This window comes from Terrabacter sp. Soil811 (assembly GCF_001429655.1).
Lineage (GTDB): Bacteria > Actinomycetota > Actinomycetes > Actinomycetales > Dermatophilaceae > Terrabacter.
In genome coordinates, this window is the sequence record NZ_LMSX01000014.1 from 75,336 (window position 1) to 99,340 (window position 24,005).

Here is a 24,005-nt window from a genome sequence, read left to right on the forward strand (position 1 = left end):
CCGCCGACAGCCGTCGACGCACACGACGGTCGTCACCAGGTGCCGCCGAGCGGGAGCGCACGCCCCGCAGGCCGGCCCGTGCGGTCTACCGTCGGTGGATGACCCTGGACGACGTCGACGAGTACCTGCGGACGCTCGACGGGGTCCGCGCCAGACGCACCGACGGGCGCCGCGCGTGGTACGTCGACGGGCTGCTCGTGGCCCGAGCCGACGTTGCCGGCACGCTGCTCGTCCGCCTCGGCGGCCGCGACCGCGAGCAGCTCGTCAGCGCCCACCCCGACACCTTCGGCGTGCCGCCCCGGTGGGAGGCGCACGCCAAGCTGCAGGCCGACCTCACGGGCGACGAGGACGCCATCAGGCGCTCGCTGCGCCTCGCCTGGGAGCGACAGCGCTCGGCGCGCGCCGGCGCCTGAGTGGCGGACACGGCATACGCCATCGCTCGCCGGGACGGCGGCGCTCAGGGGCCGAGGACCCGCTCGAGGTAGGGGTTGCCGAAGCGGCGCTCCGGGTCGACGCGGTTGCGCACCGCGAGGAAGTCGTCGAAGCGCGGGTAGACGCCGCGGAGGTAGTCGGCGTGGCGCGTGTGGAGCTTGCCCCAGTGCGGGCGACCGCCGTGGTTGACGGCGATGGCCTCGAACGCGTCGAAGTAGGCACCCCGCCCCTGCCGGTGGTACTTGTGGATCGCGATGTAGCAGCTCTGGCGCTCGTAGGCCGTCGAGAGCCAGACGTCGTCGGCAGCGGCGACGCGGCACTCGACGGGGAAGGAGATGCGCTCGTCGTGGGTGTCGACCCACTCGCGCAGCTCGAGCAGCACCTCGGACAGGCTCGCGCGCGGGAAGGCCCACTCCGACTCCATGAAGCGCACCTCGCGCGCGGTGACGAAGACCTTGCGCGAGCTGTCGGTGAACTGGCGCTCGCTCAGGGCACGCGACGCGATGGCGTTGATGCTCCTCGTCGAGCGCGGCATCCGGGTGGCGACACGGTTGGTCAGCTCGAAGAAGCGGTTGCTCAGGAGGTCGTCGTCGAGCTTCTCGCGCCAGGCCGGCAGCGGGCGCCTCGCCGTGCCCTCGGGCACGCGGTTGTTGCGCTTGGTCAGGGCCCGGTCGGTGTGGGGGAACCAGTAGAACTCGAAGTGGTCGTTGGCCTCCGCCGAGACGTCTGCGTGGGCCAGCACGTCGGTGAGGGACTCGGGACGCTCGACGGCGTGGAGCAGGAAGGCGGGCACGACGGCGACGGTGATCTCGGTGACGATGCCGAGAGCTCCGAGCCCGAGACGGGCAGCCTGGAAGAGCTCGGGCTCGTGCGTCGGGGAGCACTCGACGAGAGACCCGTCGGCGAGGACGATGCGCAGCGCCCGGATGCCCGCGGACAGGCCCGTCAGGCGCAGACCGGTGCCGTGCGTCCCGGTGCCGGTGGCGCCGGCGAGGCTCTGCCGGTCGATGTCGCCGAGGTTGGGCAGCGCGTAGCCGAACGCCTCGAGCTCCTCGTTGAGGACGTGCAGCGGGGTGCCGGCGCGCACGGTGGCCTCGCCGCGCGTCGAGTCGATCGAGGTGACCCCGCTCAGGGCGCCGAGGCGCAGCTGCACCCCGTCGGTCACGGCGACGCCGGTGAACGAGTGACCGGCGCCGATCGCCTTGACCCGCAGCCCCCGGTCGGCAGCTCGCACGACCTCCTCGACGACCTCCGCCTCGCTGCGCGGCGTCGCCACGCGCGCGAGCTTCGAGGACTCGGTGCCGGCCCAGTTGGACCAGTCGATGCTGCGTACGACGCGACGCTTCACGCCACCCACGCTGTCAGCCAAAACACTGCCCTTCCCCACGATAGGTCGCGGCCCGTCCGACGACCCGGTCGCCTCCGTCGCTGCTGACGAGCGCGAACTCCGTGAAGCGCTCGGCCAGCTCCCCTGCCTTGGCGTGCCGGAACCATATCCGATCACCCAGTGAGAGCCGGTCGGCGCCCGGACCCTCGAGAGGCGTCTGCACCTCGCCCGCCCCCTCCCGCCGGAGCAGCGCGACCTCGTGCTCGGGCAGCGGGCTCGGCACGCGGGACCAGCCGGGCGGCCCCGACGCGACGTAACCGCCGCCGTATGCCGTCACCATCCCTGCGCCGGGTCGGCGCACCACCGGGGCGGCGAAGTAGGCGGCCGGACGCAGCGACAGCGCGTCGTAGCCGTCGAAGAGGGTCGGCGCGAAGAGACCCGACCCCGCAGCGAGCTCGGTGAGCGACGGGTCGTGGTGCGTGACGTGGAGGCTGCCGGTCCCACCGCCGTTGACGAGCTCGAGGTCGGCGAGGGCGCGCGCGGCCGCGACGACCTCGGCCCGGCGGGTGCGCAGCTCGGCGTCGGACACCTTCTTCATCCGGCGCACGACGGGCGAGGAGTCGGGCAGACCGGCGATCTGGGCGTCGTAGAACATGAGGCCGGCGACGACGAGGCCCCGCTCCTGGGCCCGACGGATGACCGCCTCGACGTCGGCCGGCGTGCGGGTGGGTGACCGGCGGACCCCCATGTGTGCGGGGCCGACCCGGAGCGACGCGTCGACGTCGATCGCCACGCGCAGGCCCTCGTGGCCGGGCACCTCGCGGGCGATGAAGTCGACGTGCTCGACGCTGTCGACCATGACGACGACGGCCCGGGTCAGGGCGGGGTCGGCAGCGAGCTCGGCCAGAGCGGGGACGTCGACGCTCGGGTAGGCGACGAGGAGGTTGTCGTGACCGTCGCGGGCCCACCAGAGGGCCTCGCGCACGGCGTAGCACATCAGGCCCTCGAAGCCGCCGCGCCCGAGGGCCCGCTCGATGAGGGGTCTGCTGCGCAGCGACTTCGTCGCGATGCGGATCGGCACGCCCGCGGCGAGGTCGACGAGGGTCGCGGCGTTGGCGTCGAAGGCGTCGAGGTCGACGACGGCGAGCGGGCCGTGCAGGTCGGCGGTCGCCGCCGAGAGGCGCGCCGCGACGGGCGGCGACAGGCGGCGATGCATGGTCTGCACCCTACCCAGCGTCACCCCACCCCGTGACCCCCCGATCTCACTCGAGTTGGGGTGAGGGTGGTCGCGAGGGGACGTCAGCCGACGCGGTCGACGACGCTCATCGCCAGAGCCTGTAAGGCTGCCTTGGCGTCGCTGTCGGGCAGCGGGTCGAGCAGGGCCTGCGCCTCGCGGGCGACGGCATACGTCTCGTCGCGCGCGACCGCGAGGGCCGGGTGGGCCCGGAGGAGCCCGAGGGCCTCCGCCAGGGCCGCGTCGTCGTCGGTGAGGTCACCGTCGAGGAGCTCGAGCAGACGTGCGTCCGACGCATCGGCGGGATCGGCCGTGGCGCGAAACCGCAGCACGGCCAGGGTGTCGACGCCCTCGCGCAGGTCGGTGCCGGGGATCTTGCCGCTGTCGTCGGCGTCGGACGCGATGTCGATGAGGTCGTCGGCGAGCTGGAAGGCGATGCCGAGCTTCTCGCCGTAGGAGCGCATGATCTCGACCGACTCGGGCGAGCCGCCGCTGAACATGACGCCGTAGCGTCCGGCCGTCGCGATGAGCACGCCGGTCTTGTCGGCGAGGACACCGAGGTAGTAGTCGACCGGGTCGACGCCCTCGGGGCAGGGACGGTCGTCGCGGATCTGCCCGTTGCAGAGGCGGACGAACGTCTGGGCCTGGATGAGGACGGCCTCGGCGCCGAGACCCGCGACGAGCTCGGACGCCTTGCCGAAGAGCAGGTCGCCCACGAGGATCGCCGTCGAGTTGTCGTAGGCCGCGTTGACCGACGCGACACCACGCCGCACGCTCGCCTCGTCCATGACGTCGTCGTGGTACAGCGAGGCGAGGTGGGTCAGCTCGACACCTGCCGCAGCCGCGACGACGTCGTCGTTGATGCCCTCACCGAGCTCGGCCGCGAGGAGCGTCAGCAGCGGCCGGAACCGCTTGCCGCCCGCCGCGACGAGGTGCCCCGACGCGGCCGCGATGAACGGGTCGTCGTGGTCGACGACCTGCGTCAGCAGGGCGTCGACCCGGGCCAGGCCGTCACGCAGGCGTGCCGACAGGTCCGCAGTCGCCCCGGGGATCCCGAGGACCGGCGGGGTGGCGTGCGTCGTCATCGAGCCCCGTGACCGGACGGACGACCCTGCAGCCGTGGCTGAGCCGTCATCGGACGAACTGCGAGGCGCGGTCGGCCAGGTCGAGCAGCGCCGACGGCAGGACGCCGAGGGCGAGCGTGGCCAGGGTGCCGATGGCGATCGAGAACGTCGTCGAGACCGACGGGATGACGACCTCGACGGCGTCGTCGGGGGCCTCGCTGAAGAACATCAGGACGATGACCCGGGCGTAGACGAAGACCGTGATCGCGCTGCACAGGACACCGACGATCGCCAGGACCGTGCCGGTCGCGCCACCCGTGCCGATCGCCGCCGAGAAGACGCCGAACTTCGAGACGAAGCCCGAGGTCAGCGGGATGCCGGCGAAGGCGAGCATGAGGAAGGCGAACGCGCCGGCCACGACCGGGTAGCGCTTGCCGAGGCCGGCCCACTGCGACAGGTGCGTGGCCTCGGCGCCGTTCTGGCGCACGAGCGAGACGATGGCGAAGGCCGCGATCGTCGAGAAGCCGTAGGCGACGATGTAGAAGAGCACCGCGCCGACGCCCTTGCGGTCGAAGGCGAGGACGCCGACGAGGATGAAGCCCGCGTGCGCGATCGAGGAGTAGGCGAGCAGGCGCTTCATGTCGGTCTGCGTCACCGACAGCACCGAACCGACGACCATGGTGAGCAGGGCGACGAGGACGAGCGCGTTGGTCCACTCCCAGCGGCCGGTGTCGAGGCCGACGTAGCCGAGGCGCAGGATCGCGCCGAACGCGGCGGCCTTGGTGCACGCGGCCATGAAGCCGGTGACCGGCGTCGGAGCGCCCTGGTAGACGTCGGGCGTCCACGCGTGGAACGGCACCGCGCCGACCTTGAAGAGGAGGCCGACGAAGACGAGGAACGCACCGGGCACCAGCAGGCCGTTCATCGCGAGCGGTCCGGCCGCGATCGCCTTGGACAGGTCACCGAAGTAGACCGAGCCGGCGTAGCCGTAGAGCAGGGCCGTGCCGAAGAGGAAGAAGGCCGAGCTGAAGGCACCGAGCAGGAAGTACTTCAGGGACGCCTCCTGCGAGAGGAGGCGGCGACGACGCGCCAGGCCCGAGAGGATGTAGAGCGGCAGCGAGAGCACCTCGAGGGCGACGAACATGCCGATGAGGTCGTTCGTCGTCGGGAAGAGCATCATGCCGAAGATCGCGAACATCGTCAGCGGGAAGACCTCGGACGTCAGCGCGCCCGCGCGGGCTGCCGCCGTCTCGGTGGCCGAGCCCGGCGTCGACGCACCGCTCGGGGTGAAGGCGTCGGGACCGACGCCGCCGAACCGCTCGGCCATCGTCAGGACGCCCAGGACACCCAGGAGCAGGATCGTGGCCTGCATGAAGAGGGCCGGCCCGTCGATGGCCAGGGCGAAGAGCTGGCGGTTGGTCGAGCCGTCCGTCAGACCCATCGTCAGGCCCTGGTGCTTGGCCGCGAGGATGATCGCCGCGGCGGCCGCGAGCAGGCCCGCGACGGCGAGCGTCACCTGGATGGCGTGGCGACGCTCCCGCGAGGCGAACGCCTCGACGAGGACGCCGATGAGCGCCGTGCCGAAGACGATGAGCAACGGCAGGATCGCGAGGTAGTCGACGTTCGACTGCTGGAACGCTGCGGGAAGCGTGGGCAGCGCCAGCGGAGCGACGGCGGTCACTTCGAGCTCCCTTCGGCCACGGTGCCGGCCGGGTTGAGGTTCGGAACGGCTTGCTGGACGTGCGACAAGGTCTTGTCGACGGCCGGGTTGATCACGTTCAACGCGAGGTTCGGCAGGAAGCCGAGCACGACGAAGGCGGCGATCAACGGGGCGGCGACGAGCTTCTCGCGCGTCGTCAGGTCACGCACGGCGGTGAGGCCGCGACGGCCGCGCTCGTCGAGCCGGTCGTGCTCGCGCTCGCCCACGAGGCCCTCGGGCTTCGGGCCGGTCATGACCTTCTTGTACATGAGCAGGATGTAGAGCGCGGCGAGGATGATGCCGGACGTCGCGATGACCGTGGCCACCGGCTGCGTGGAGAAGCTGCCGACGAGCACGAGGAACTCCGAGACGAAGCTCGACAGGCCCGGGAGGGCCAGACCTGACAGGCCCGCGACGAGGAAGATGCCCGCGAGTGCAGGGGTGATGCGCTGCCACCCACCGAAGTCGGGGATGCGCTTGCTCCCCCTGCGCCGGACGAGCATCGCGGCGAAGAGGAACAGCGCCGCCGTCGAGAAGCCGTGGTTGACCATGTAGAGCGTCGAGCCGCCCTGGCCCACCGTCGTGAAGGCGAAGATCCCCAGCACGATGAAGCCGAAGTGGCTCACCGAGGTGTAGGACACGAGCCGCATCATGTCGGTCTGGCCGATTGCGAGGAGCGCACCGTAGATGACCGAGAGCACCGCGAGGGCCACGACGACGGGCGTCGCCCACGTGCTCGCCTCCGGGAAGAGCTGGAGGCAGAAGCGGATCATCCCGAACGTGCCGACCTTGTCGAGCACGCCGACGAGCAGCGTCGCCGTCGCGGGCGAGGACTCGGTGGCGGCGTCGGGCAGCCACGTGTGGAACGGCACCATCGGCGCCTTCACCGCGAAGGCGAAGAAGAAGCCGACGAAGAGCAGCCGCTCGGTGGTCGGGTCGAGCGAGAGACCCGTGAGGCGCTCGATGAGGAAGCCGTCGGTGCCGCCGGGGCCCTGCAGGTAGAGGGCGATGACGGCGACGAGCATGATGAGCCCGCCGGCCAGCGAGAAGAGGAGGAACTTCATCGCGGCGTACTGCCGGCGCGGCCCGCCGAAGCGGCCGATGAGGAAGTAGACCGGGATGAGCATGGCCTCGAAGAAGACGTAGAAGAGGAACACGTCGGTGGCGGCGAACACCCCGACCATGAACGTCTCGAGCACGAGGATGAGCGCGAAGTACGTCTTGACGCGCTGGCCGCCCCGGGGGCCGGCCTCCTCGGGGACGTCGTGCCAGGCGGCGAGCAGGCAGATCGGGGTCAGCACGAGCGCCATGACGATGAGCACGAGCGCGATGCCGTCGACGCCGAGCGAGTAGCTGACGCCGAACTGCGGGATCCACGAGTGCTGCTCACCGAGCTGGAACTGCTTGCCGGAGGCACGGTCGAACTGCGTCGCGGCGATGATGCCGACGACGAGCGTGACGACGGAGAACCCGATCGCCATCCGCTTGGCGTTCTCGGCGCTCCCCGGCACGAAGGCGACGACGAGCGCGCCCACGAGAGGGATGAGGCCGAGGATCGTCAGCCAGGGGACGGTGGACATTGCGGTCATCAGGACATCACCCAAAGAGCACCGAGGATGGCGACGACACCAGCGAGCATCGTCAGGGCATAGGAGCGCGCGAAGCCGTTCTGCAGCTTGCGCAGGCGGGAGCTCGTCCCGCCGACGAGGGCGGCGAGGCCACCGGCCGCACCGTCCACGCCCTTGCTGTCGGCGAAGACGAGCGAGCGCGTGAGGTGGATGCCGGGCCGCATGAGGAGGGCCTCGTTGACCTGGTCCTGGTAGAGGTCCTTGCGCGCCGCCTGCGTGAGCAGCGAGCCGGCCGGGGCCGTGACCGGCACCTCGTCACGCCAGTAGCGCAGCCACGCCAAGGCGCCACCGGCGGCGACGAGGACGAGCGTGAGGGCCATGAGGACCGGCACCGGGATGACCGGGTGGGCACCCTCGGGCTCGGCGCCGGTGACCGGCTCGAGCCAGGAGGTGAAGAGTCCCGTCGGGCCGAGGATCAGACCGAGGAAAGCCGAGCCCACCGCGAGGACGATCATCGGGACCGTCATGAGCTTGCCCGACTCGTGCGGGTGCACGTCGTCGGTCCAGCGCTTCTTGCCGTGGAAGGTCATGAAGAACAGGCGCGACATGTAGAAGGCCGTGATGCCGGCACCGAGGAGGGCGGCCAGACCGAAGACCCACGGGCGCCAGCCCTCGCCGATGAAGGCGGCCTCGATGATCTTGTCCTTGGACCAGAAGCCCGAGAACGGGGGCACGCCGAGGATGGCGAGCCAGCCGACGGCGAACGTCGCCCACGTGATCTTCATGGCGCCGGACAGGCCGCCGAAGCGGCGCATGTCGACCTGGTCGTTCATGCCGTGCATGACCGACCCGGCCCCGAGGAACATCCCGGCCTTGAAGAACCCGTGCATGAGCAGGTGGAAGATCGCGAACGCGTAGCCGACCGGGCCGAGGCCTGCGGCGAGCATCATGTAGCCGATCTGGCTCATCGTCGAGGCCGCGAGGGCCTTCTTGATGTCGTCCTTGGCGCAACCGACGATCGCACCGAAGAGCAGCGTGATCGCGCCGACGATGACGACGACGAGCTGGGCCGTGGGCGCCGCCTCGAAGATCGGCGCCGAGCGCACGACGAGGTAGACGCCGGCGGTGACCATGGTCGCGGCGTGGATGAGCGCCGAGACCGGCGTCGGGCCGGCCATGGCGTCACCGAGCCAGCTCTGGAGCGGGAACTGCGCCGACTTGCCGCAGGCGCCGAGCAGGAGCATCAGGCCGATGGCCGTCATGAAGCCCTGGTTGGCGTTGCTGCTGGCCGCGCCGAGCACCGTCGCGAAGTCGACCGCACCGAAGTGGAAGAACATCACGATGATCGCGATGGACAGACCGAAGTCACCGACGCGGTTGGCGACGAACGCCTTGTTGGCCGCGGTCGCGTAGGCCGGGTTGTAGTTCCAGAAGCCGATGAGCAGGTAGCTCGCGAGGCCGACGCCCTCCCAGCCGACGTAGAGCAGCAGGTAGGAGTTGGCGAGGACGAGCAGCAGCATCGCCGCGACGAACAGGTTGAGGTAGGCGAAGAAGCGCCGCTTGTCGGCGTCGTGCTCCATGTACCCGATCGAGTAGACGTGGATGAGCGAGCCGACGAAGGTGATGAGCAGGACGAAGACCATGGACAGCTGGTCGACGAGCAGCCCCGCGCTCACCTTGAACGAGCCGGCGGCGATCCAGTCGAAGAGGTTGATGCCGACGGCGCGGTCCTCGGCACCACGGCCGAGCATCGCGAGGAAGACGAGCGCGCCGACGACGAACGCACCCCAGGAGAGGGCGGTCGCGAGCACGGGCCCGAACCTGTCGGTGCGGCGGCCGCCGAGGAGGAGCACGGCGGCACCGAGCAGCGGCAGCGCGACGAGCAGCCACGCGTATGCCGTCACCCCGGTGGCGGCGTGCGCCTCACCTTCGTGCGTGGCGAGGCCCGCGGCATACGTGCTCAGCGTGCTCGACGAGCTCGCGAGCGTCTGGACGAGAGTTCCCATTCTGGCCGGCGCTCCTTACAGCTTCAGCAGGTTGGCGTCGTCGACCGAGGCCGAGCGGCGGGCGCGGAAGATCGCCATGATGATGGCAAGTCCCACGACGACCTCCGCGGCTGCGACGACCATGACGAACAGGGCCATGACCTGCCCGTCGAGGGCGCCGTGCATCCGGGAGAAGGTGACGAGGGCGAGGTTCGTCGCGTTGAGCATGAGCTCGACGCCCATGAAGACGATGATCGCGTTGCGTCGCACCAGCACTGCAGCCGCGCCGATGGCGAAGAGCAGCACCGAGAGGTAGACGTAGTGCATCGGGCTCACTTGGACCGACCTTCCTCGATCTCGCGCTCCATGTGGCGCTCGACGTCCTTGAAGCCGTCGGTCGTCGCGACCTGGTCACGGGCCACGAGGACGCGCGAGACGGACAGGTCGCTCGGCGTGCCGTCGGGCAGCAGCGCCGGGGTGTCGACCGCGTTGTGGCGGGCATAGACACCCGGCGCGGGCAGGCCCGCGACGTTCTTGTTGTCGCGGACGCGCTTGGCGGCCCACTCGGCCTGCGTGATGCGCGGCGTCAGGCGCTCGCGGTGCGCGAGCACCATGGCGCCGAGGGCGGCCGTGATGAGCAGGGCCGAGGTGACCTCGAAGATCCAGACGTACTGGCCGAAGATCAGCTCGGCGAGGCCCGTCACGTTGCCGGTCTCGGCGTTGGACGAGACGAGCTTGTCCATCCCGGCCTGCACCGTCTGCTCGTCCATGACGACGCGGCCCAGCGAGAAGACGAGGATGCCGGCGAGGCCGATGACGAGCAGCAGCGAAGCCCAGCGCTGACCCTTGATCGTCTCGACGATCGAGTCGGACGAGTCGACGCCGACGAGCATGAGGACGAAGAGGAAGAGCATCATCACGGCGCCGGTGTAGACGAAGATCTGCACGATCCCGAGGAAGTCGGCCTTCTGCATGATGTAGAAGACGCCGAGGATGCACATGACCAGGGCCATGCCGAGGGCGGCGTGGACGGCCTTCTTGGCGAAGAGCAGGCCCAGCGCGGCGAGGACCGCGATCGGGGCGAGCACCCAGAAGCCGACGGCTTCGGCGGTGGAGGTCACGGGTTGGCCCCTTCCCTGGTCTCTGCTGCGGTCGGGTGGGTGGAGTGCACGAGGTCGTGGACCCCGGGCACCGCCGCCCCGACGTTGCCGGGCCCACCGGCATACGCGTCGTCCTCGTCGTCGGCCGCGTCGCGGGCGTCGACGTAGGCGCGCTGCGCGGCGGTCGGCTCGCTCACCTTGCCCTGGTAGTAGTCGCGCTCCTCGAGCCCGTCGGACATCGGGAACGGCGTCTGGAGCATGCCGCTCTGGAGCGGGGCGAGCAGCTGGTCCTTGGTGAAGATCAGCTTGCCGCGGTCGTTGTCGGCGAGCTCGTAGAAGTTCGTCATCGTCAGGGCGCGCGTCGGGCACGCCTCGATGCACAGGCCGCAGAAGATGCAGCGCAGGTAGTTGATCTGGTAGACGCGGCCGTAGCGCTCGCCCGGGCTGAAGCGGCCCTTGCCACCCTGGTCGAGCGGGGTGTCGTCGTTGTCGGCACCCTCGACGAGGATCGCGTCGGCCGGGCAGGCCCACGCGCACAGCTCGCAGCCGATGCACTTCTCGAGGCCGTCCGGGTAGCGGTTGAGCTGGTGGCGACCGTGGAAGCGCGGCGCCGTGGGGCGCGGCTTCTCGGGGTACTCCTCGGTCGCGACCTTGCGGAACATCGTGGAGAACGACACCCCGAAACCGGCCACCGGCGCGAAGAGCTCGGACAGGAAGCCCTTGCTGCGGTCGTCCTGACCGGGTCGCTGGTCACGGGGCGCGCCGACCTCTGAGCCCCTGCCGGGGCTCTGGGGTGACACGTCCTTGCCGACGGTGTCGTCAGCCATGGTCCTCCTCCTTGACGGCGGTCGAGGTGCTCGAGGTGCCGGCGGTCGTGAGCACGGGCTCGCGGGATGCCGCCAGCTGGTGGCCCGACCGGGTCGGCTCGTTGAGGCGCTGACCCGGCAGCGGCGGGACGGGGTAGCCGTCCTCGAAGGGGTCGATCTCCTCCGGCGGGGTCACGTCCTCGGCAGCGGCACGGGCGGCGCGCTTGTCGTCCCAGATCCACGCCGCGGCGAGTGCGATGACGGCGACGATGCTGACGATGACGACGGTCGCGACGGACAGCTCGCGCCCGGCGAAGGTCAGCTTGCTGTCACCGAGGAAGCCGAGCTGCGCGCCGCGGATGAAGGCGACGGCCACGACCCAGGCCAAGGTGATCGGGATGAGGAACTTCCAGCCGAAGCGCATGAACTGGTCGTAGCGGACACGCGGCAGCGAGCCACGCAGCCAGACGAACATGAACATGAACAGCCACAGCTTGGCGGTGAACCACAGCAGGCCCCACCAGCCGCCGCCGAACATGTTGTCGTTGATCGCCGAGATGAACGGCGGGGCCTGCCAGCCACCGAGGAAGAGCGTGGTGGCCAGGGCCGAGACGGTGAACATGTTGACGTACTCGCCGAGGAAGAACATCGCGAAGCGCATCGAGGAGTACTCGGTGTGGAAGCCACCGGTCAGCTCACCCTCGCCCTCGGCGAGGTCGAACGGCAGGCGGTTGGTCTCGCCGACCATGGTGATGACGTAGACGGCGAAGCTGAAGAACGCCGGGAGGATGTACCAGAGCGAGCTCTGCGCCGAGACGATCGCCGAGGTCGACATGGACCCGCTGTAGAGGAAGATCGCGACGAGCGAGAGTCCCATGGCGATCTCGTAGCTGATGACCTGGGCGGTCGAGCGCAGGCCACCGAGCAGCGGGTAGGTCGAGCCGGAGCTCCACCCGGCGAGGATGATGCCGTAGACGCCGACCGAGGCGACGGCGAGCACGAGCAGCACGGCGACGGGGACGTCGGTGACCTGCAGCGGCGTCTCGTGGCCGAACATCGAGACGGTGCCGCCGACCGGGATGATCGCGAACGACACGAAGGCCATCGTCGCGGCGAGCAACGGCGCGAGGGTGTAGATGAGCTTCTCGGCGTTGGCCGGCGTGATGTCTTCCTTGAGCATCGACTTCATGCCGTCGGCGAGCGTCTGGAGCAGACCGAAGGGACCGTTGCGGTTCGGGCCCGGGCGCTGCTGCATGCGGCCGATGACGCGGCGCTCGAACCAGATGACGAGCAGCGTCGAGACGAGCAGGTAGACGAAGATGCCGACGGCCTTGATCAGGGCCACCCACCACGGGGTGTCGCTGAAGTCGGCCGTGGGGTTCTCGGACACGGGCAGCGTGGCTGCCACCCCGTATGCGGTCAGGCCGAGGCTCATGCCGCACCACCCTTCGTGACGTGGACGCGGCCACCGGCGTCGGTGCCGAGGCCCGAGCGGATCGAGCAGTCCCGGTGGGTCGAGTCGCTGGTGGAACGCGAGTTGGTCGGGACCCAGACCACGCCGTCGACCATCCCCTCGGTGACGACGGCGGGCAGCGTGACGCTGCCGGCCGGGCCGGAGACCGTGACGTGGTCGCCCTCGACGAGCCCGAGGCCGGCGGCCGAGGCCTCGGACAGACGGGCCACGGCGAGCGGCGCGGTGCCGGCGAGGAACGGCTCGCCGTCCTGCATGCGGCCGGCGTCGAGGAGCGTGGCCCAGCTCGACAGGACGAAGTCGCCGCTGCCGTCGGGGGCCGTCGCGACGCGCTGGCCGTCGGGGGCGCTCGTGGCTCGGGCGCCACCCCACGGGCCGAGGGCCTCGAACTGGGCGTGGATCTCGCGCTGGGTGCGGGTCTCGAGGAAGACGCCCATCTCGCTCGCGAGCATGTCGAGGGCGCGGTGGTCGCTGACCGCGTTGGTCTCGAGGGCCTCCTCGAAGGCGCGGACGCGGCCTTCCCAGTTGACGTAGGTGCCGGTCTTCTCGGACTGCGAGGCGACGGGCAGCACGACGTCGGCGACGGCCGTGACCGGCGACTCGCGCAGCTCGAGCGAGACGACGAACGCCTTCTCGAGCGCCGCGGTGGCGGCCGGGTCACCGAGGTCGGACGGGTCGACACCACCGACGACGAGGGCCGCGATGTCGCCGGCCGCAGCGGCCGCGACGATGCCGGCCGTGTCGCGGGCCGGGGTGGCCGGGACCTGGTCGACGTCCCACACGCGGGCGACCTCGGCGCGCGCCGATGCGTCGGAGACCGGGCGTCCGCCGGGCAGGAGCGCACCGAGCGCACCGGCTTCGAGGGCGCCGCGCTCCCCCGCCCGACGGGGCACCCACGCGAGGCGGGCACCGGTGGCGGCGGCGAGGTCGGCCGCGGCGCGCAGGGCACCGGGCGAGGTGGCGAGGCGCTCACCGACGAGCACGACGCCGCCGGCACCGAGGGCCTCGCGGGCCTTCGCGCCGAGCTCGGTCGAGCCGAGGTCGGTCAGGGCCGAGGCCTCGTGGCCGGGGACGGTCGGCAGCAGCGTGCCGCCCACCTTGGTCAGGCCGCGCGTCGGGTGGGACGCGACGGCATACACCTGCGTCTGGTGCTTGCGGAACGCCTTGCGCAGGCGCAGGAAGACGATCGGGCTCTCGTCCTCGGGCTCGAAGCCCACGAGCAGGACGGCCTTGGCGGCCTCGAGGTCGGCATACGTGACGGCGCCGCCATCGGGTCCCGTGGCGGCGACGTGCTCGGCGAGGAAGGCGACCTCCTCGGCCGAGTGCGGTCGCGCCCGGAAGTCGACGTCGTTGGTGCCGAGCACGACGCGCGCGAACTTGCCGTAGGCGTAGGCGTCCTCGGCGGACACGCGTCCACCGACGAGCACGCCGGCCTTGGTGCCGGCGAGACCGGCCGCCGCGGCAGCGAGGGCCTCGGGCCAGCCGACGACCTGCAGCTCGCCGTCGGCGTCACGGACCATGGGCAGCTCGACGCGGTCGGGCAGCGTGGCGTACGTGAACGCCCACCGGCCCTTGTCGCAGTTCCACTCCTCGTTGACGGCCTGGTCCTCGGCCGCCATCCGGCGCAGCACGACGCCGCGGCGGTGGTCGGTGCGGGTCGCGCAGCCGCTCGCGCAGTGCTCGCAGACCGACGGCGTCGACACGAGGTCGAAGGGCCGGCTGCGGAAGCGGTAGGCCGCACCGGTCAGCGCGCCGACCGGGCAGATCTGGACGGTGTTGCCCGAGAAGTAGCTCTCGAACGGCTTCTCCTCGTAGATGCCGATCTGCTGGAGCGCACCGCGCTCGACGAGCGCGATGAACGGGTCACCGGCGACCTGGTCGGAGAAGCGGGTGCAGCGGGCGCAGAGCACGCAGCGCTCGCGGTCGAGCAGGACCTGCGAGGAGATGTTGACCGGCTTGGGGTAGGTGCGCTTGACGTCGTCGAAGCGCGACACCGGGCGGCCGGCGCTCATCGCCTGGTTCTGCAGGGGGCACTCGCCGCCCTTGTCGCAGACCGGGCAGTCGAGCGGGTGGTTGATGAGGAGCAGCTCCATGACACCCTGCTGCGCCTTGTCGGCGACCTTGGACGTGGCCTGCGTGTTGACGACCATGCCCTCGGACACCGTCATCGTGCACGAGGCCTGCGGCTTCGGCATGGGGCGGACGTTGCCCTCGCGGTCAGGCATCGCGACGTCGACGAGGCACTGGCGGCACGCCCCGACGGGGTCGAGCAGCGGGTGGTCGCAGAAGCGCGGGATCTCGACGCCGATCGTCTCGGCGGCGCGGATGACGAGCGTGCCCTTGGGGACGCTGACGGGCACGCCGTCGATCGTCAGGCTGACGTGGTCGGGCGCCGTGGGCGCCTTCGTCTCCGTCGTGGCGGTCATGCGGACACCATCCCGCTGGACTCCTTGGTCTGGACGTCGAAGAGGACCGACTTCTCGGGCGGGAAGAGCTCGTGGGCCGGCGTGTGCATGCCGGCCTCGAACTCCTCGCGGAAGTACTGCACGGCCGAGGTGATCGGGCTCGTGGCCGCGTCACCGAGGGCGCAGAAGCTGCGACCGAGGATGTTGTCGCAGATGTCGACGAGCTTGTCGATGTCGTCCTGCGTGCCCTGGCCGTTCTCGATGCGGTTCATGATCTGGCGCAGCCACCACGTGCCCTCGCGGCACGGCGTGCACTTGCCGCACGACTCGTGGGCGTAGAAGTCGGTCCAGCGGGCGACGGCGCGCACGACCGACACGGTCTCGTCGAAGACCTGCAGGGCACGCGTGCCGAGCATCGAGCCGGCCGCGGCGACCGAGTCGAAGTCGAGGGGCACGTCGAGGTGCTGGTCGGTGAAGATCGGCGTCGAGCTGCCACCCGGCGTCCAGAACTTCAGCTTCTTCCCGCCGCGCATGCCGCCGGCGAGGTCGATGAGCTCGCGCATCGTGATGCCGAGCGGGGCCTCGAACTGGCCCGGGTTGGCGACGTGGCCCGAGAGGCTGAAGATGCCGAAGCCCGTGGACTTCTCGGTGCCCATGCCCTTGAACCAGTCGGAGCCCTCGAGGATGATCCCGGGCACCGAGGCGATGGACTCGACGTTGTTGACCGACGTCGGGCGGGCGTAGAGACCGGCGGCACCGGGGAACGGCGGCTTGAGGCGCGGCTGGCCGCGGCGACCTTCGAGCGAGTCGAGCAGCGCCGTCTCCTCGCCGCAGATGTAGGCGCCGGCGCCGGCGTGCACGGTGATGTCGACCTTGACGCCCTTGCCACCGACGTTGTCGCCGAGGTAGCCCGCGGCACGGGCCTCCTCGACGGCGCGCAGCAGGCGGCGGTAGACGTGGACGACCTCACCGCGGAGGTAGATGAACGCGTGCTCGCAGCCGATGGCGTACGAGGAGATGGCCACCCCCTCGATGAGCGCGTGCGGGTTGGCCATCATGAGCGGCACGTCCTTGCACGTGCCCGGCTCGGACTCGTCGGCGTTGACGACGAGGTAGCGCGGGCCGCCGTCGGGCGGCGCCATGAACGACCACTTCATGCCGGTCGGGAAGCCGGCACCACCACGGCCACGGATGCTGGAGTCCTTGACGGCGTCGATGATCGCCTGCGGCTCCATGTCGAGCGCCTTGGTCAGGGCCTTGTAGCCGTCGTGGCGCTCGTAGGTCGCGAGGGTCCAGGACTGCGGGTCGTCCCAGAACTTCGTGAGGATCGGGGTCAGGGTGTCGGTCACTGCGATCCGTCCTTCCCGTCGGGCTGCGACGAGTGCGAGCCGTTGCTGCTGTTGGCACCAGGGGCGACCCAGCCGCGGTCGTTGGCGATCTTGAGACCGAGCAGGGACGCCGGACCGGCGCCCACGCCCTCGTCGGCGCGGCCGTCCTCGAAGCCCGCGAGGACCCGCGAGACCTCCTTGAACGTGCAGACCTTGGCGGCGCCGCGCGTCGGGGCGACGTCCTTGCCGGCGCGAAGGTCCTCGACGAGGCCGATCGTGCTCTCCGGCGTCTGGTTGTCGAAGAACTCCCAGTTGGCCATGACGACCGGCGCGTAGTCGCACGCGGCGTTGCACTCGACGCGCTCGAGGGTGATCCTGCCGTCGTCGGTCGTCTCGTCGTGGCCGATGCCGAGGTGCTCGGAGAGCCGGTCGAAGATGAGGTCGCCGCCCATGACCGCACACAGCGTGTTGGTGCAGACGCCGACGGTGTAGTCACCGTTGGGGTGGCGCTTGTACTGCGTGTAGAAGGTGGCGACACCGCTCACCTCGGCCTCGGTGAGGTCGAGCACCTCCGCGCAGAAGCTCACGCCGCGGCCCGCGACGTAGCCGTCGACCGACTGCACGAGGTGCAGCAGCGGCAGCAGCGCCGAGCGCTTCTGCGGGTAGCGCGAGATGACCTCGGCGGCGTCGACGTGCAGCTTCTCGAGGACGTCGGCGGCATACGGCGCCTTGGACTCGGGGCTGACGTGCAGGTGGCCTGACGCGTCGTGACCGCTCAACGGTCCACACCTCCCATGACGGGGTCGATCGAGGCCACGGCGACGATGACGTCGGCGATCTGGCTGCCTTCGCACATCGCGGCCACGGCCTGCAGGTTGTTGAAGCTCGGGTCGCGGAAGTGGGCGCGGTAGGGGCGCGTGCCCCCGTCGGAGACGACGTGGCAGCCGAGCTCGCCCTTCGGCGACTCGATGGCGACGTAGGCCTGTCCAGCCGGCACGCGGAAACCCTCGGTGACGAGCTTGAAGTGGTGGATCAGGGACTCCATCGAGGTGCCCATGATCTCGCGGATGTGGTCGAGGCTGTTGCCGAGACCGTCGCTGCCGAGCGCGAGCTGCGCCGGCCAGGCGATCTTCTTGTCGGCCACCATGACCGGGCCCTCGTTCGCCTGGAGGCGGTCGGTCGCCTGCTCGATGATCTTCAGCGACTCGTACATCTCGTCGATGCGGATCCGCAGGCGGCCGTAGGCGTCCTGGCTCGTGCGGGTCTTGATCTCGAAGTCGTAGGTCTCGTAGCCGCAGTAGGGGTCGAGCTTGCGCAGGTCGTGCGGCAGGCCGGTCGAGCGGAGCACCGGGCCGGTGATGCCGAGCGCCATGCAGCCGGCGAGGTTGAGCACGCCGACGTCGACGGTGCGGCCCTTGAGGATGGGGTTCTCGTTGAGCAGCGCCTCGAGCTCGCCGAGACCACGGCGCACCTCTGGGACCATCTCGCGGAGCGCGTCGATGGCGCCGGGCGGCAGGTCCTGCGCCACACCGCCGGGGCGGATGTAGGCGTTGTTCATGCGCAGGCCCGTGATCATCTCGATGACGCGGAGCAGTCGCTCGCGCTCGCGGAAGGCGACGGTCATGACCGTCGTCGCGCCCATCTCCATGCCACCGGTGCCGAGGCAGATGAGGTGGCTGCTGATGCGCGTCATCTCCATCATGAGCACGCGGATGACGTTGGCCCGCTCGGGGATCTGGTCCGTGATGCCGAGGAGCTTCTCGATGGCGAGGCAGTAGGCCGCCTCCTGGAACATGGGCGTGAGGTAGTCCATGCGCGTGCAGAACGTGACGCCCTGCACCCAGGTGCGGTACTCCATGTTCTTCTCGATGCCGGTGTGGAGGTAGCCGATGCCCGCGCGGGCCTCGGTCACCGTCTCGCCGTCGATCTCGAGGATGAGGCGGAGCACGCCGTGCGTCGACGGGTGCTGCGGCCCCATGTTGACGACGATGCGCTCCTCGCCGAGCGAGGTGGCCTCGTCGACGAGGTCGTTCCAGTCGCCGCCGGCGGCGTTGAAGACGTGGGCACCCTCGCTGGCCTGCTCGTCGGCCACGGACGTGGCGTAGACGTCGTTGGCGCCGGGCTCCGGCACCTCGGTCTGGGTGAACTCGGTGTGCGTGCTCATCAGTTGTACGACCTCCGCTGGTCCGGCGGCGGGACGGTGGCGCCCTTGTACTCGACGGGGATGCCGCCGAGGGGGTAGTCCTTCCGCTGCGGGTGGCCCGGCCAGTCGTCGGGCATGAGGATTCGGGTGAGGGCCGGGTGGCCGTCGAACTCGATGCCGAACATGTCCCACGTCTCGCGCTCGTGCCAGTCGTTGGCCGGGTAGACGGAGACGATCGACGGGATGTGGCGGTCGTCGTCGGGGCACGAGACCTCGACGCGGACCCGCCGGCCGCCGTGGGTGATCGACAGGAAGTGGTAGACCGCGTGCAGCTCCTCGCCGGTGCGGTTCGGGTAGTGCACGCCCGAGACGCCGGTGACGATCTCGAAGCGCAGCGACGCGTCGTCGCGCAGGACGCGGGCGACGGCCAGCAGGTGCTCGCGGCGGACGTGGATCGTCATCTCGCCCCGGTCGACGACGACGCGGTCGACGGCCTCGCCGTAGGAGGCCGTGCCGCCGACGAGGCCACGCTCGAGGTTGTCGGCGATCTCGTCGAAGTAGCCGCCGTAGGGGCGCTCCGAGGCGCCGGCGACGAGGATCGGGCGGACGAGGCCGGAGTAGCCGGTCGTGTCGGCGCCCTGGGTCGCCCCGAACATGCCGTGGCGCACGCCGACGACCTCGGGCTCGGTCGCGCCGCCCGTCTGGGCGAGCTCGATCTCGTGGGGCGTCAGGCCGGAGGCCTGGTCCTTGGTCGTGTCGGCGTTCACGGCGTTCGTGTCGTCCTTCTTCTCCCCGTCGCTCATGCGAGGAGACCCTTCATCTGGTGCGTCGGCGTCGCGGAGAGGGCCGCGACCTCGGCGGCCTTGGCCGCGTCCTCGCGGTTGACGCCGAGCGGCGAGGTCTCGATCTGGTGGTGCAGCTCGATGATCGCGTTGAGCAGCATCTGCGGGCGCGGCGGGCAGCCGGGCAGGTAGATGTCGACCGGGATGATGTGGTCGACGCCCTGGACGATCGCGTAGTTGTTGAACATGCCGCCCGAGCTGGCGCACACACCCATCGAGATGACCCACTTGGGGTTGGGCATCTGGTCGTAGACCTGGCGCACGACAGGGGCCATCTTCTGGCTGACGCGACCGGCGACGATCATGAGGTCGGCCTGGCGCGGGGTCGCCGAGAAGCGCTCCATGCCGAACCGGGCGATGTCGTAGTCGGGCGTGCCCACGGCCATCATCTCGATGGCGCAGCACGCGAGGCCGAACGTGGCCGGCCAGATCGAGGCCTTGCGCATGTAGCCGGCGAGACCCTCGACGGTCGAGAGCAGGAACCCGGCTGGGAGCTTCTCTTCGAGACCCATTGCTTACTCCTTAACCTTTCCTGACGAACCCGGTGGACGCGTACCCGCTGGTGCGGGTGCTCACGTTTGCAACGGGCGTCAGTCCCACTCGAGGCCGCCGCGACGCCAGACGTACGCGTACGCGACGAACACCGTGAGGATGAACAGGACCATCTCGACCAGCGCGAAGAGGCCGAGCTTGTTGAAGGCCACCGCGAACGGGTAGAGGAAGACGGACTCGATGTCGAAGATGATGAAGAGCATCGCCGTCAGGTAGTACTTGATCGGCACGCGGCCACCACCGGCCGCCTGGGGCGTCGGCTGGATGCCGCACTCGTACGCCTCAAGCTTGGCGCGGTTGTAGCGCTTGGGCCCGACGACGAGCGAGGTGAAGACCGACAGCGCGGCGAACGCGAAGCCGAGCCCCAGCATGAACAGGATCGGGACGTAGGAGTTCATCCGAGGTCACGTGCCTTTCGGTCGTGCTTGACGTGCGAAGCAGGGGCGCAGGTGCGCGGCGCACCCATCCTAGGGGCGTCGGCATCGATTGTGCTCGGCGTCACAATGGCGCCGACGGGCGGGTGGCTCATGCGCTCGGAGCCAGCCGCGAGAGGGTGGTGATGAGGCGGTCGCTCGCGCCCTTGCTCGCGGGGTCGGCGAGGTTGGCCATGATCTTGAGCAGGAGCGGCATGAGCTTCCTGCGGGGCAGGCCGTACTTCGTCGCGAGCCGCATGACCTCGGGGTTGCCGATGGCGTGGGCGAACCAGCGACCGAGCGTGAAGTAGCCGCCCAGCTCGTCCTTCATGACCTTGGGGTATGCCGCGAGCACCCGTTCGCGCGCAGCGTCGCTCGGGCGCGCCATGGCCTGGGCGACGAGCTCCGCGCCGAGGCGCGCGGCCTCGAGGGCGTAGTCGATGCCCTCGCCGTTGAAGGGGTTGACCATGCCACCGGAGTCGCCGACGAGGAGCAGGCCGTCGGCGTAGAGCGGGGTGCGGTTGAAGCCCATCGGCAGCGCGGCGCCGCGGATCGGACCGGCCGACTCGTCGTGCTCGAGCTGCCACTCGGGATTGATGTCCTCGACCCAGCGACGCATGACGTCCTTGTAGTCGGTCTTCTGGAAGGCCGAGGTGGTGTCGAGCGTGCCGAGGCCGACGTTGGTGCGGCCGTCCTCGAGCGGGAAGAGCCAGCCGTAGCCGGGCATGAGGATGCGGTTGCCGTCGTCGTCGCGGCTCCACAGCTCGAGGTGGCTCTCGAGGTAGTCGTCGCGCTTCGGCGTCGTGTAGTAGGCGCGGACGGCCACGCCCATGACGCGGTCCTCGCGCTTGGGTCGGCCGACGGCCGTGGCGAGGCGGCTCGAGACGCCGTCGCTCGCGACGACGACGGGCGCACGGTAGGAGACGGTCTCGCCCGTCGCGCGGCCGGCGTCGTCGAGGCGCTTGGCCGTGACGCCGGTGACGCGGCCCGAGGAGTCGCGGAGCGGGGTGGAGACGCTCGTGCGCTCGTGGAGGCGCGCGCCCCGGGCCTCGGCGTGGCGGGCCAGGGTCTCGTCGAGCTGGGCGCGGGTGCGGACCATGCCGTAGCCCGGGAAGGCGTCGGACTCGGGCCAGTCGAGCTTCAGCGTGTGGCCGCCACCCTTGATGCGCAGGCCCTTGGTGCGCTGCCACCCCGTCGTGTCGACGCCGAGGGAGATGAGCTCCTTGGTCGCGCGGGGGGTCAGGCCGTCGCCGCAGATCTTGTCGCGGGGGAAGGCCGACTTCTCGAGGAGGACGACGTCGAGACCGTGGTCGGCGAGGTAGGCCGCCGTCGCGCTGCCGCCCGGACCGGCGCCGACGACGATGACGTCGGCCCGCTCGACGGGTGCAGCACCAGACCCCGAGGGGCGGGGCGCGACGCTCGAACTGGTCATGTCTCCCTGCACGCTTCCGAACCGCTTGTGAAGATCTTCACGAACTAACTTCGGGAGTCTATTCCCGCGATTTCGCGCTTGTCAGATAAGGCATGCCTAACTCTCGACAAGCCGACGGTCAGCGCTTGGTGCCGTGGTGCAGCGCGACGATGCCGCCGGTCAGGTTGGTCCAGCCGACCTGCTGCCAGCCGGCCGCCTCGACGACTCGGGCGAGCTCGCCCTGCGGCGGCCAGGCGCGGATCGACTCGGCGAGGTAGACGTAGGAGTCGGGGTTGCTCGACGTGCGGCGGGCGACCGGCGGGAGCGCGCGCATGAGGTAGTTCGAGTAGACGGTGCGGAAGACCTTGTTGACCGGCTGGCTGAACTCGCAGACGAGGAGTCGGCCGCCCGGCTTGGTGACGCGGAGGAACTCGCGCAGCGCGGTCTCGGCATCGGCGACGTTGCGCAGCCCGAAGCTCATCGTCACGACGTCGAAGCTCTCGTCGGCGAACGGCAGGCTCATCGCGTCGGCGGCCGTGAAGGCCATGTCCGGGCGACGCCGGCGGCCGACCCGCAGCATGCCGAGCGAGAAGTCGGCCGGGACGACCTCGATCTCCTCGTTGGCCCACGGCTCGCTCGACGTGCCCGTGCCCGCCGCGATGTCGAGGATGCGCTCCCCCGGCTTGGCGTCGACGGCCTTGACGACGGCCCGGCGCCACAGCCGGTCCTGCCCGAGCGAGAGCACGTCGTTGGTCACGTCGTACTTCTCGGCGACGGTGTCGAACATCGACGCGACGTCGACCGGCTTCTTGTCCAGCTGCGCACGGGTCATGCGCTCATCCTCGCACCCACGACGGGTGTGGGTCGGGTCGCACCGGCGACCACGAGAGCGGGGTGGCTCACGATCGGCCGTAGAGTTGCCACCGATGTCCACGCTTCCCGCCCCCGAAGCGCCGTCCCCCGCCGCGGGACCGACGGTCGTCGTCCGCACGGTGCCCCTCGAGGCCGCGGACCCACTGCTGGCCTACCTCCCGGCCGACGTCCCGCACGACGAGCTGCTCTCGTGGGTGCGCCGAGGCGAGGGCCTCGTCGGCTGGGGGTCGGCACTGTCGTTCGAGGCCAACGGCGACAGCCGTTTCCGCGAGGCCGAGGCCTGGTGGCGCGAGGTCAGCCGGCACGCCGTCGTGCGCGACGAGGTGGGCCGCCCGGGCACGGGTCTCGTGTGCTTCGGCTCGTTCCCCTTCGCCTCCGACTCCGCCGAGGCGGCCCGGCTCGTCGTCCCCTCGACGATCGTCGGGCGTCGGGACGGGCAGACCTGGCTCACGACGGTCTCTCTCGAACCGCAGCTCACGCTGCTCGAGAAGCCCTCTGTCGCAAGCGATCCCGAGCCTCCTCGTGACGTCGCCTTCGCCGACGGCCAGGTGTCCCCCGCCGACTACGCCCATGCGGTCGCCGACGCCGTCCAGCGCATCGGGGCGGGTGAGGTCGACAAGGTCGTCCTCGCCCGCGACCTCGTCGCGACGGCCTCCGGCCCCATTGACCCGCGCTGGCTGCTGCGTCGCCTCGCCGAGCGCTACGAGAACACGTGGGTCTTCTCGGTGGCCGGTCTCGTCGGAGCAACCCCCGAGCTGCTCGTGCGCCGCGACCAGGGACTCATCACCTCGCGTGTGCTGGCCGGCACGATCCGCCGCACCGGCGACGACGCCAAGGACCTCGCCCTCGCGGCCTCGCTCGCCCGCTCGTCGAAGGACCTCGAGGAGCACGAGTACGCCGTGCGCTCCGTCGCCGAGGCCCTCGCCCCGCACTGCTCGTCGATGAACGTGCCCGAGGCACCGTTCGTGCTGCACCTGCCCAACGTCATGCACCTCGCGACCGACGTCGCCGCCGTCAGCGCCGACGAGGCCTCGGCCCTGACGCTCGCCGCGTCGCTGCACCCCTCGGCCGCCGTCGGCGGGACCCCCACGGCCCGCGCGGTCGAGCTGATCGGGGAGCTCGAGCACATGGACCGGGGGCGCTACGCCGGCCCGGTGGGCTGGATGGACGCCAGTGGCGACGGCGCGTGGGGCATCGCCCTCCGCAGCGGCGCCATCGATCCCGGCAACCCGTCACAGATCACGCTGTATGCCGGGTGCGGCATCGTCGCGGGGTCCGACCCCGAGTCCGAGGTGGCCGAGTCCAACGCCAAGCTCATCCCGATGCGCGACGCGCTCGCGAGCGACTGATCG

At 70.5% G+C, this 24,005-nt stretch carries 21 protein-coding genes; 2 read left to right on the top strand and 19 right to left on the bottom strand.

Features of this window, described 5'->3' with window-relative positions; genetic code table 11:
- The first annotated feature begins 98 nt into the window (after window positions 1-98).
- Window positions 99-413: a hypothetical protein gene (locus ASH01_RS22145; RefSeq protein WP_056781504.1), complete on the top strand. Its 315-nt coding sequence runs from the start codon at window positions 99-101 to the stop codon at window positions 411-413.
- Between the two features lie 44 nt (window positions 414-457).
- Here ASH01_RS22145 and ASH01_RS22150 read toward each other — a convergent pair whose 3' ends face one another.
- The 19 genes from ASH01_RS22150 to ASH01_RS22240 form a co-directional block, all read right to left on the bottom strand.
- A complete protein-coding gene (locus ASH01_RS22150; RefSeq protein WP_082620097.1) occupies window positions 458-1,789 on the bottom strand; it encodes a D-arabinono-1,4-lactone oxidase in 1,332 nt (443 codons plus the stop codon).
- A gap of 4 nt (window positions 1,790-1,793) precedes the next feature.
- A complete protein-coding gene (locus tag ASH01_RS22155) occupies window positions 1,794-2,975 on the bottom strand; it encodes an alanine racemase (protein ID WP_056781600.1) in 1,182 nt (393 codons plus the stop codon).
- 83 nt (window positions 2,976-3,058) lie between these two features.
- On the bottom strand, window positions 3,059-4,078 hold the full coding sequence (locus ASH01_RS22160) for a polyprenyl synthetase family protein (protein ID WP_056781508.1): 1,020 nt from the start codon (window positions 4,076-4,078) through the stop codon (window positions 3,059-3,061).
- Between the two features lie 46 nt (window positions 4,079-4,124).
- Window positions 4,125-5,738 carry an NADH-quinone oxidoreductase subunit NuoN gene (gene nuoN / locus ASH01_RS22165; protein ID WP_056781510.1) on the bottom strand — a complete coding sequence of 538 codons (1,614 nt, stop codon included), beginning with the start codon at window positions 5,736-5,738 and terminating at the stop codon, window positions 4,125-4,127.
- Window positions 5,735-7,336, bottom strand: a complete 1,602-nt coding sequence (locus tag ASH01_RS22170; RefSeq protein WP_056781512.1) for an NADH-quinone oxidoreductase subunit M — start codon at window positions 7,334-7,336, stop codon at window positions 5,735-5,737. Before ASH01_RS22170 ends, nuoN begins: the two co-directional genes overlap by 4 nt.
- Window positions 7,337-7,344: 8 nt before the next feature.
- Window positions 7,345-9,330 carry an NADH-quinone oxidoreductase subunit L gene (gene nuoL, locus ASH01_RS22175; RefSeq protein ID WP_056781514.1) on the bottom strand — a complete coding sequence of 662 codons (1,986 nt, stop codon included), beginning with the start codon at window positions 9,328-9,330 and terminating at the stop codon, window positions 7,345-7,347.
- A gap of 15 nt (window positions 9,331-9,345) precedes the next feature.
- A complete protein-coding gene (gene nuoK / locus ASH01_RS22180) occupies window positions 9,346-9,645 on the bottom strand; it encodes an NADH-quinone oxidoreductase subunit NuoK (protein ID WP_020145008.1) in 300 nt (99 codons plus the stop codon).
- A complete protein-coding gene (locus ASH01_RS22185) occupies window positions 9,642-10,430 on the bottom strand; it encodes an NADH-quinone oxidoreductase subunit J (RefSeq protein ID WP_056781517.1) in 789 nt (262 codons plus the stop codon). The genes nuoK and ASH01_RS22185 overlap by 4 nt, the downstream gene beginning before the upstream one ends.
- Entirely contained in the window at window positions 10,427-11,236 is an 810-nt protein-coding gene (nuoI, locus tag ASH01_RS22190) for an NADH-quinone oxidoreductase subunit NuoI (protein ID WP_082620098.1), read from the bottom strand. Before nuoI ends, ASH01_RS22185 begins: the two co-directional genes overlap by 4 nt.
- Window positions 11,229-12,650 carry an NADH-quinone oxidoreductase subunit NuoH gene (nuoH, locus tag ASH01_RS22195; RefSeq protein WP_056781521.1) on the bottom strand — a complete coding sequence of 474 codons (1,422 nt, stop codon included), beginning with the start codon at window positions 12,648-12,650 and terminating at the stop codon, window positions 11,229-11,231. The genes nuoI and nuoH overlap by 8 nt, the downstream gene beginning before the upstream one ends.
- Window positions 12,647-15,112, bottom strand: coding sequence for an NADH-quinone oxidoreductase subunit G (locus ASH01_RS22200; protein WP_056781523.1), 2,466 nt, complete (start codon window positions 15,110-15,112; stop codon window positions 12,647-12,649). The genes nuoH and ASH01_RS22200 overlap by 4 nt, the downstream gene beginning before the upstream one ends.
- Complete coding sequence (gene nuoF, locus ASH01_RS22205) at window positions 15,109-16,440, bottom strand: NADH-quinone oxidoreductase subunit NuoF (RefSeq protein WP_056781526.1); 1,332 nt, start codon at window positions 16,438-16,440, stop codon at window positions 15,109-15,111. Before nuoF ends, ASH01_RS22200 begins: the two co-directional genes overlap by 4 nt.
- Window positions 16,437-17,198: an NADH-quinone oxidoreductase subunit NuoE gene (gene nuoE, locus ASH01_RS22210; RefSeq protein WP_056781529.1), complete on the bottom strand. Its 762-nt coding sequence runs from the start codon at window positions 17,196-17,198 to the stop codon at window positions 16,437-16,439. Before nuoE ends, nuoF begins: the two co-directional genes overlap by 4 nt.
- Window positions 17,195-18,583, bottom strand: coding sequence for an NADH-quinone oxidoreductase subunit D (locus ASH01_RS22215; RefSeq protein WP_056781533.1), 1,389 nt, complete (start codon window positions 18,581-18,583; stop codon window positions 17,195-17,197). Before ASH01_RS22215 ends, nuoE begins: the two co-directional genes overlap by 4 nt.
- Entirely contained in the window at window positions 18,583-19,365 is a 783-nt protein-coding gene (locus tag ASH01_RS22220; RefSeq protein ID WP_056781538.1) for an NADH-quinone oxidoreductase subunit C, read from the bottom strand. The genes ASH01_RS22215 and ASH01_RS22220 overlap by 1 nt, the downstream gene beginning before the upstream one ends.
- Window positions 19,362-19,916: a NuoB/complex I 20 kDa subunit family protein gene (locus ASH01_RS22225; protein WP_056781541.1), complete on the bottom strand. Its 555-nt coding sequence runs from the start codon at window positions 19,914-19,916 to the stop codon at window positions 19,362-19,364. The genes ASH01_RS22220 and ASH01_RS22225 overlap by 4 nt, the downstream gene beginning before the upstream one ends.
- Window positions 19,917-19,994: 78 nt before the next feature.
- Window positions 19,995-20,354: an NADH-quinone oxidoreductase subunit A gene (locus ASH01_RS22230; protein WP_020145018.1), complete on the bottom strand. Its 360-nt coding sequence runs from the start codon at window positions 20,352-20,354 to the stop codon at window positions 19,995-19,997.
- Window positions 20,355-20,481: 127 nt separating this feature from the next.
- Entirely contained in the window at window positions 20,482-21,801 is a 1,320-nt protein-coding gene (locus ASH01_RS22235) for a geranylgeranyl reductase family protein (RefSeq protein ID WP_056781544.1), read from the bottom strand.
- 118 nt (window positions 21,802-21,919) lie between these two features.
- Entirely contained in the window at window positions 21,920-22,612 is a 693-nt protein-coding gene (locus ASH01_RS22240; protein ID WP_056781547.1) for a demethylmenaquinone methyltransferase, read from the bottom strand.
- 94 nt (window positions 22,613-22,706) lie between these two features.
- On the opposite strand from ASH01_RS22240, the gene ASH01_RS22245 reads away from it, so the two are divergent.
- Window positions 22,707-24,002, top strand: coding sequence for an isochorismate synthase (locus ASH01_RS22245; protein WP_056781548.1), 1,296 nt, complete (start codon window positions 22,707-22,709; stop codon window positions 24,000-24,002).
- Window positions 24,003-24,005 lie beyond the last annotated feature (3 nt).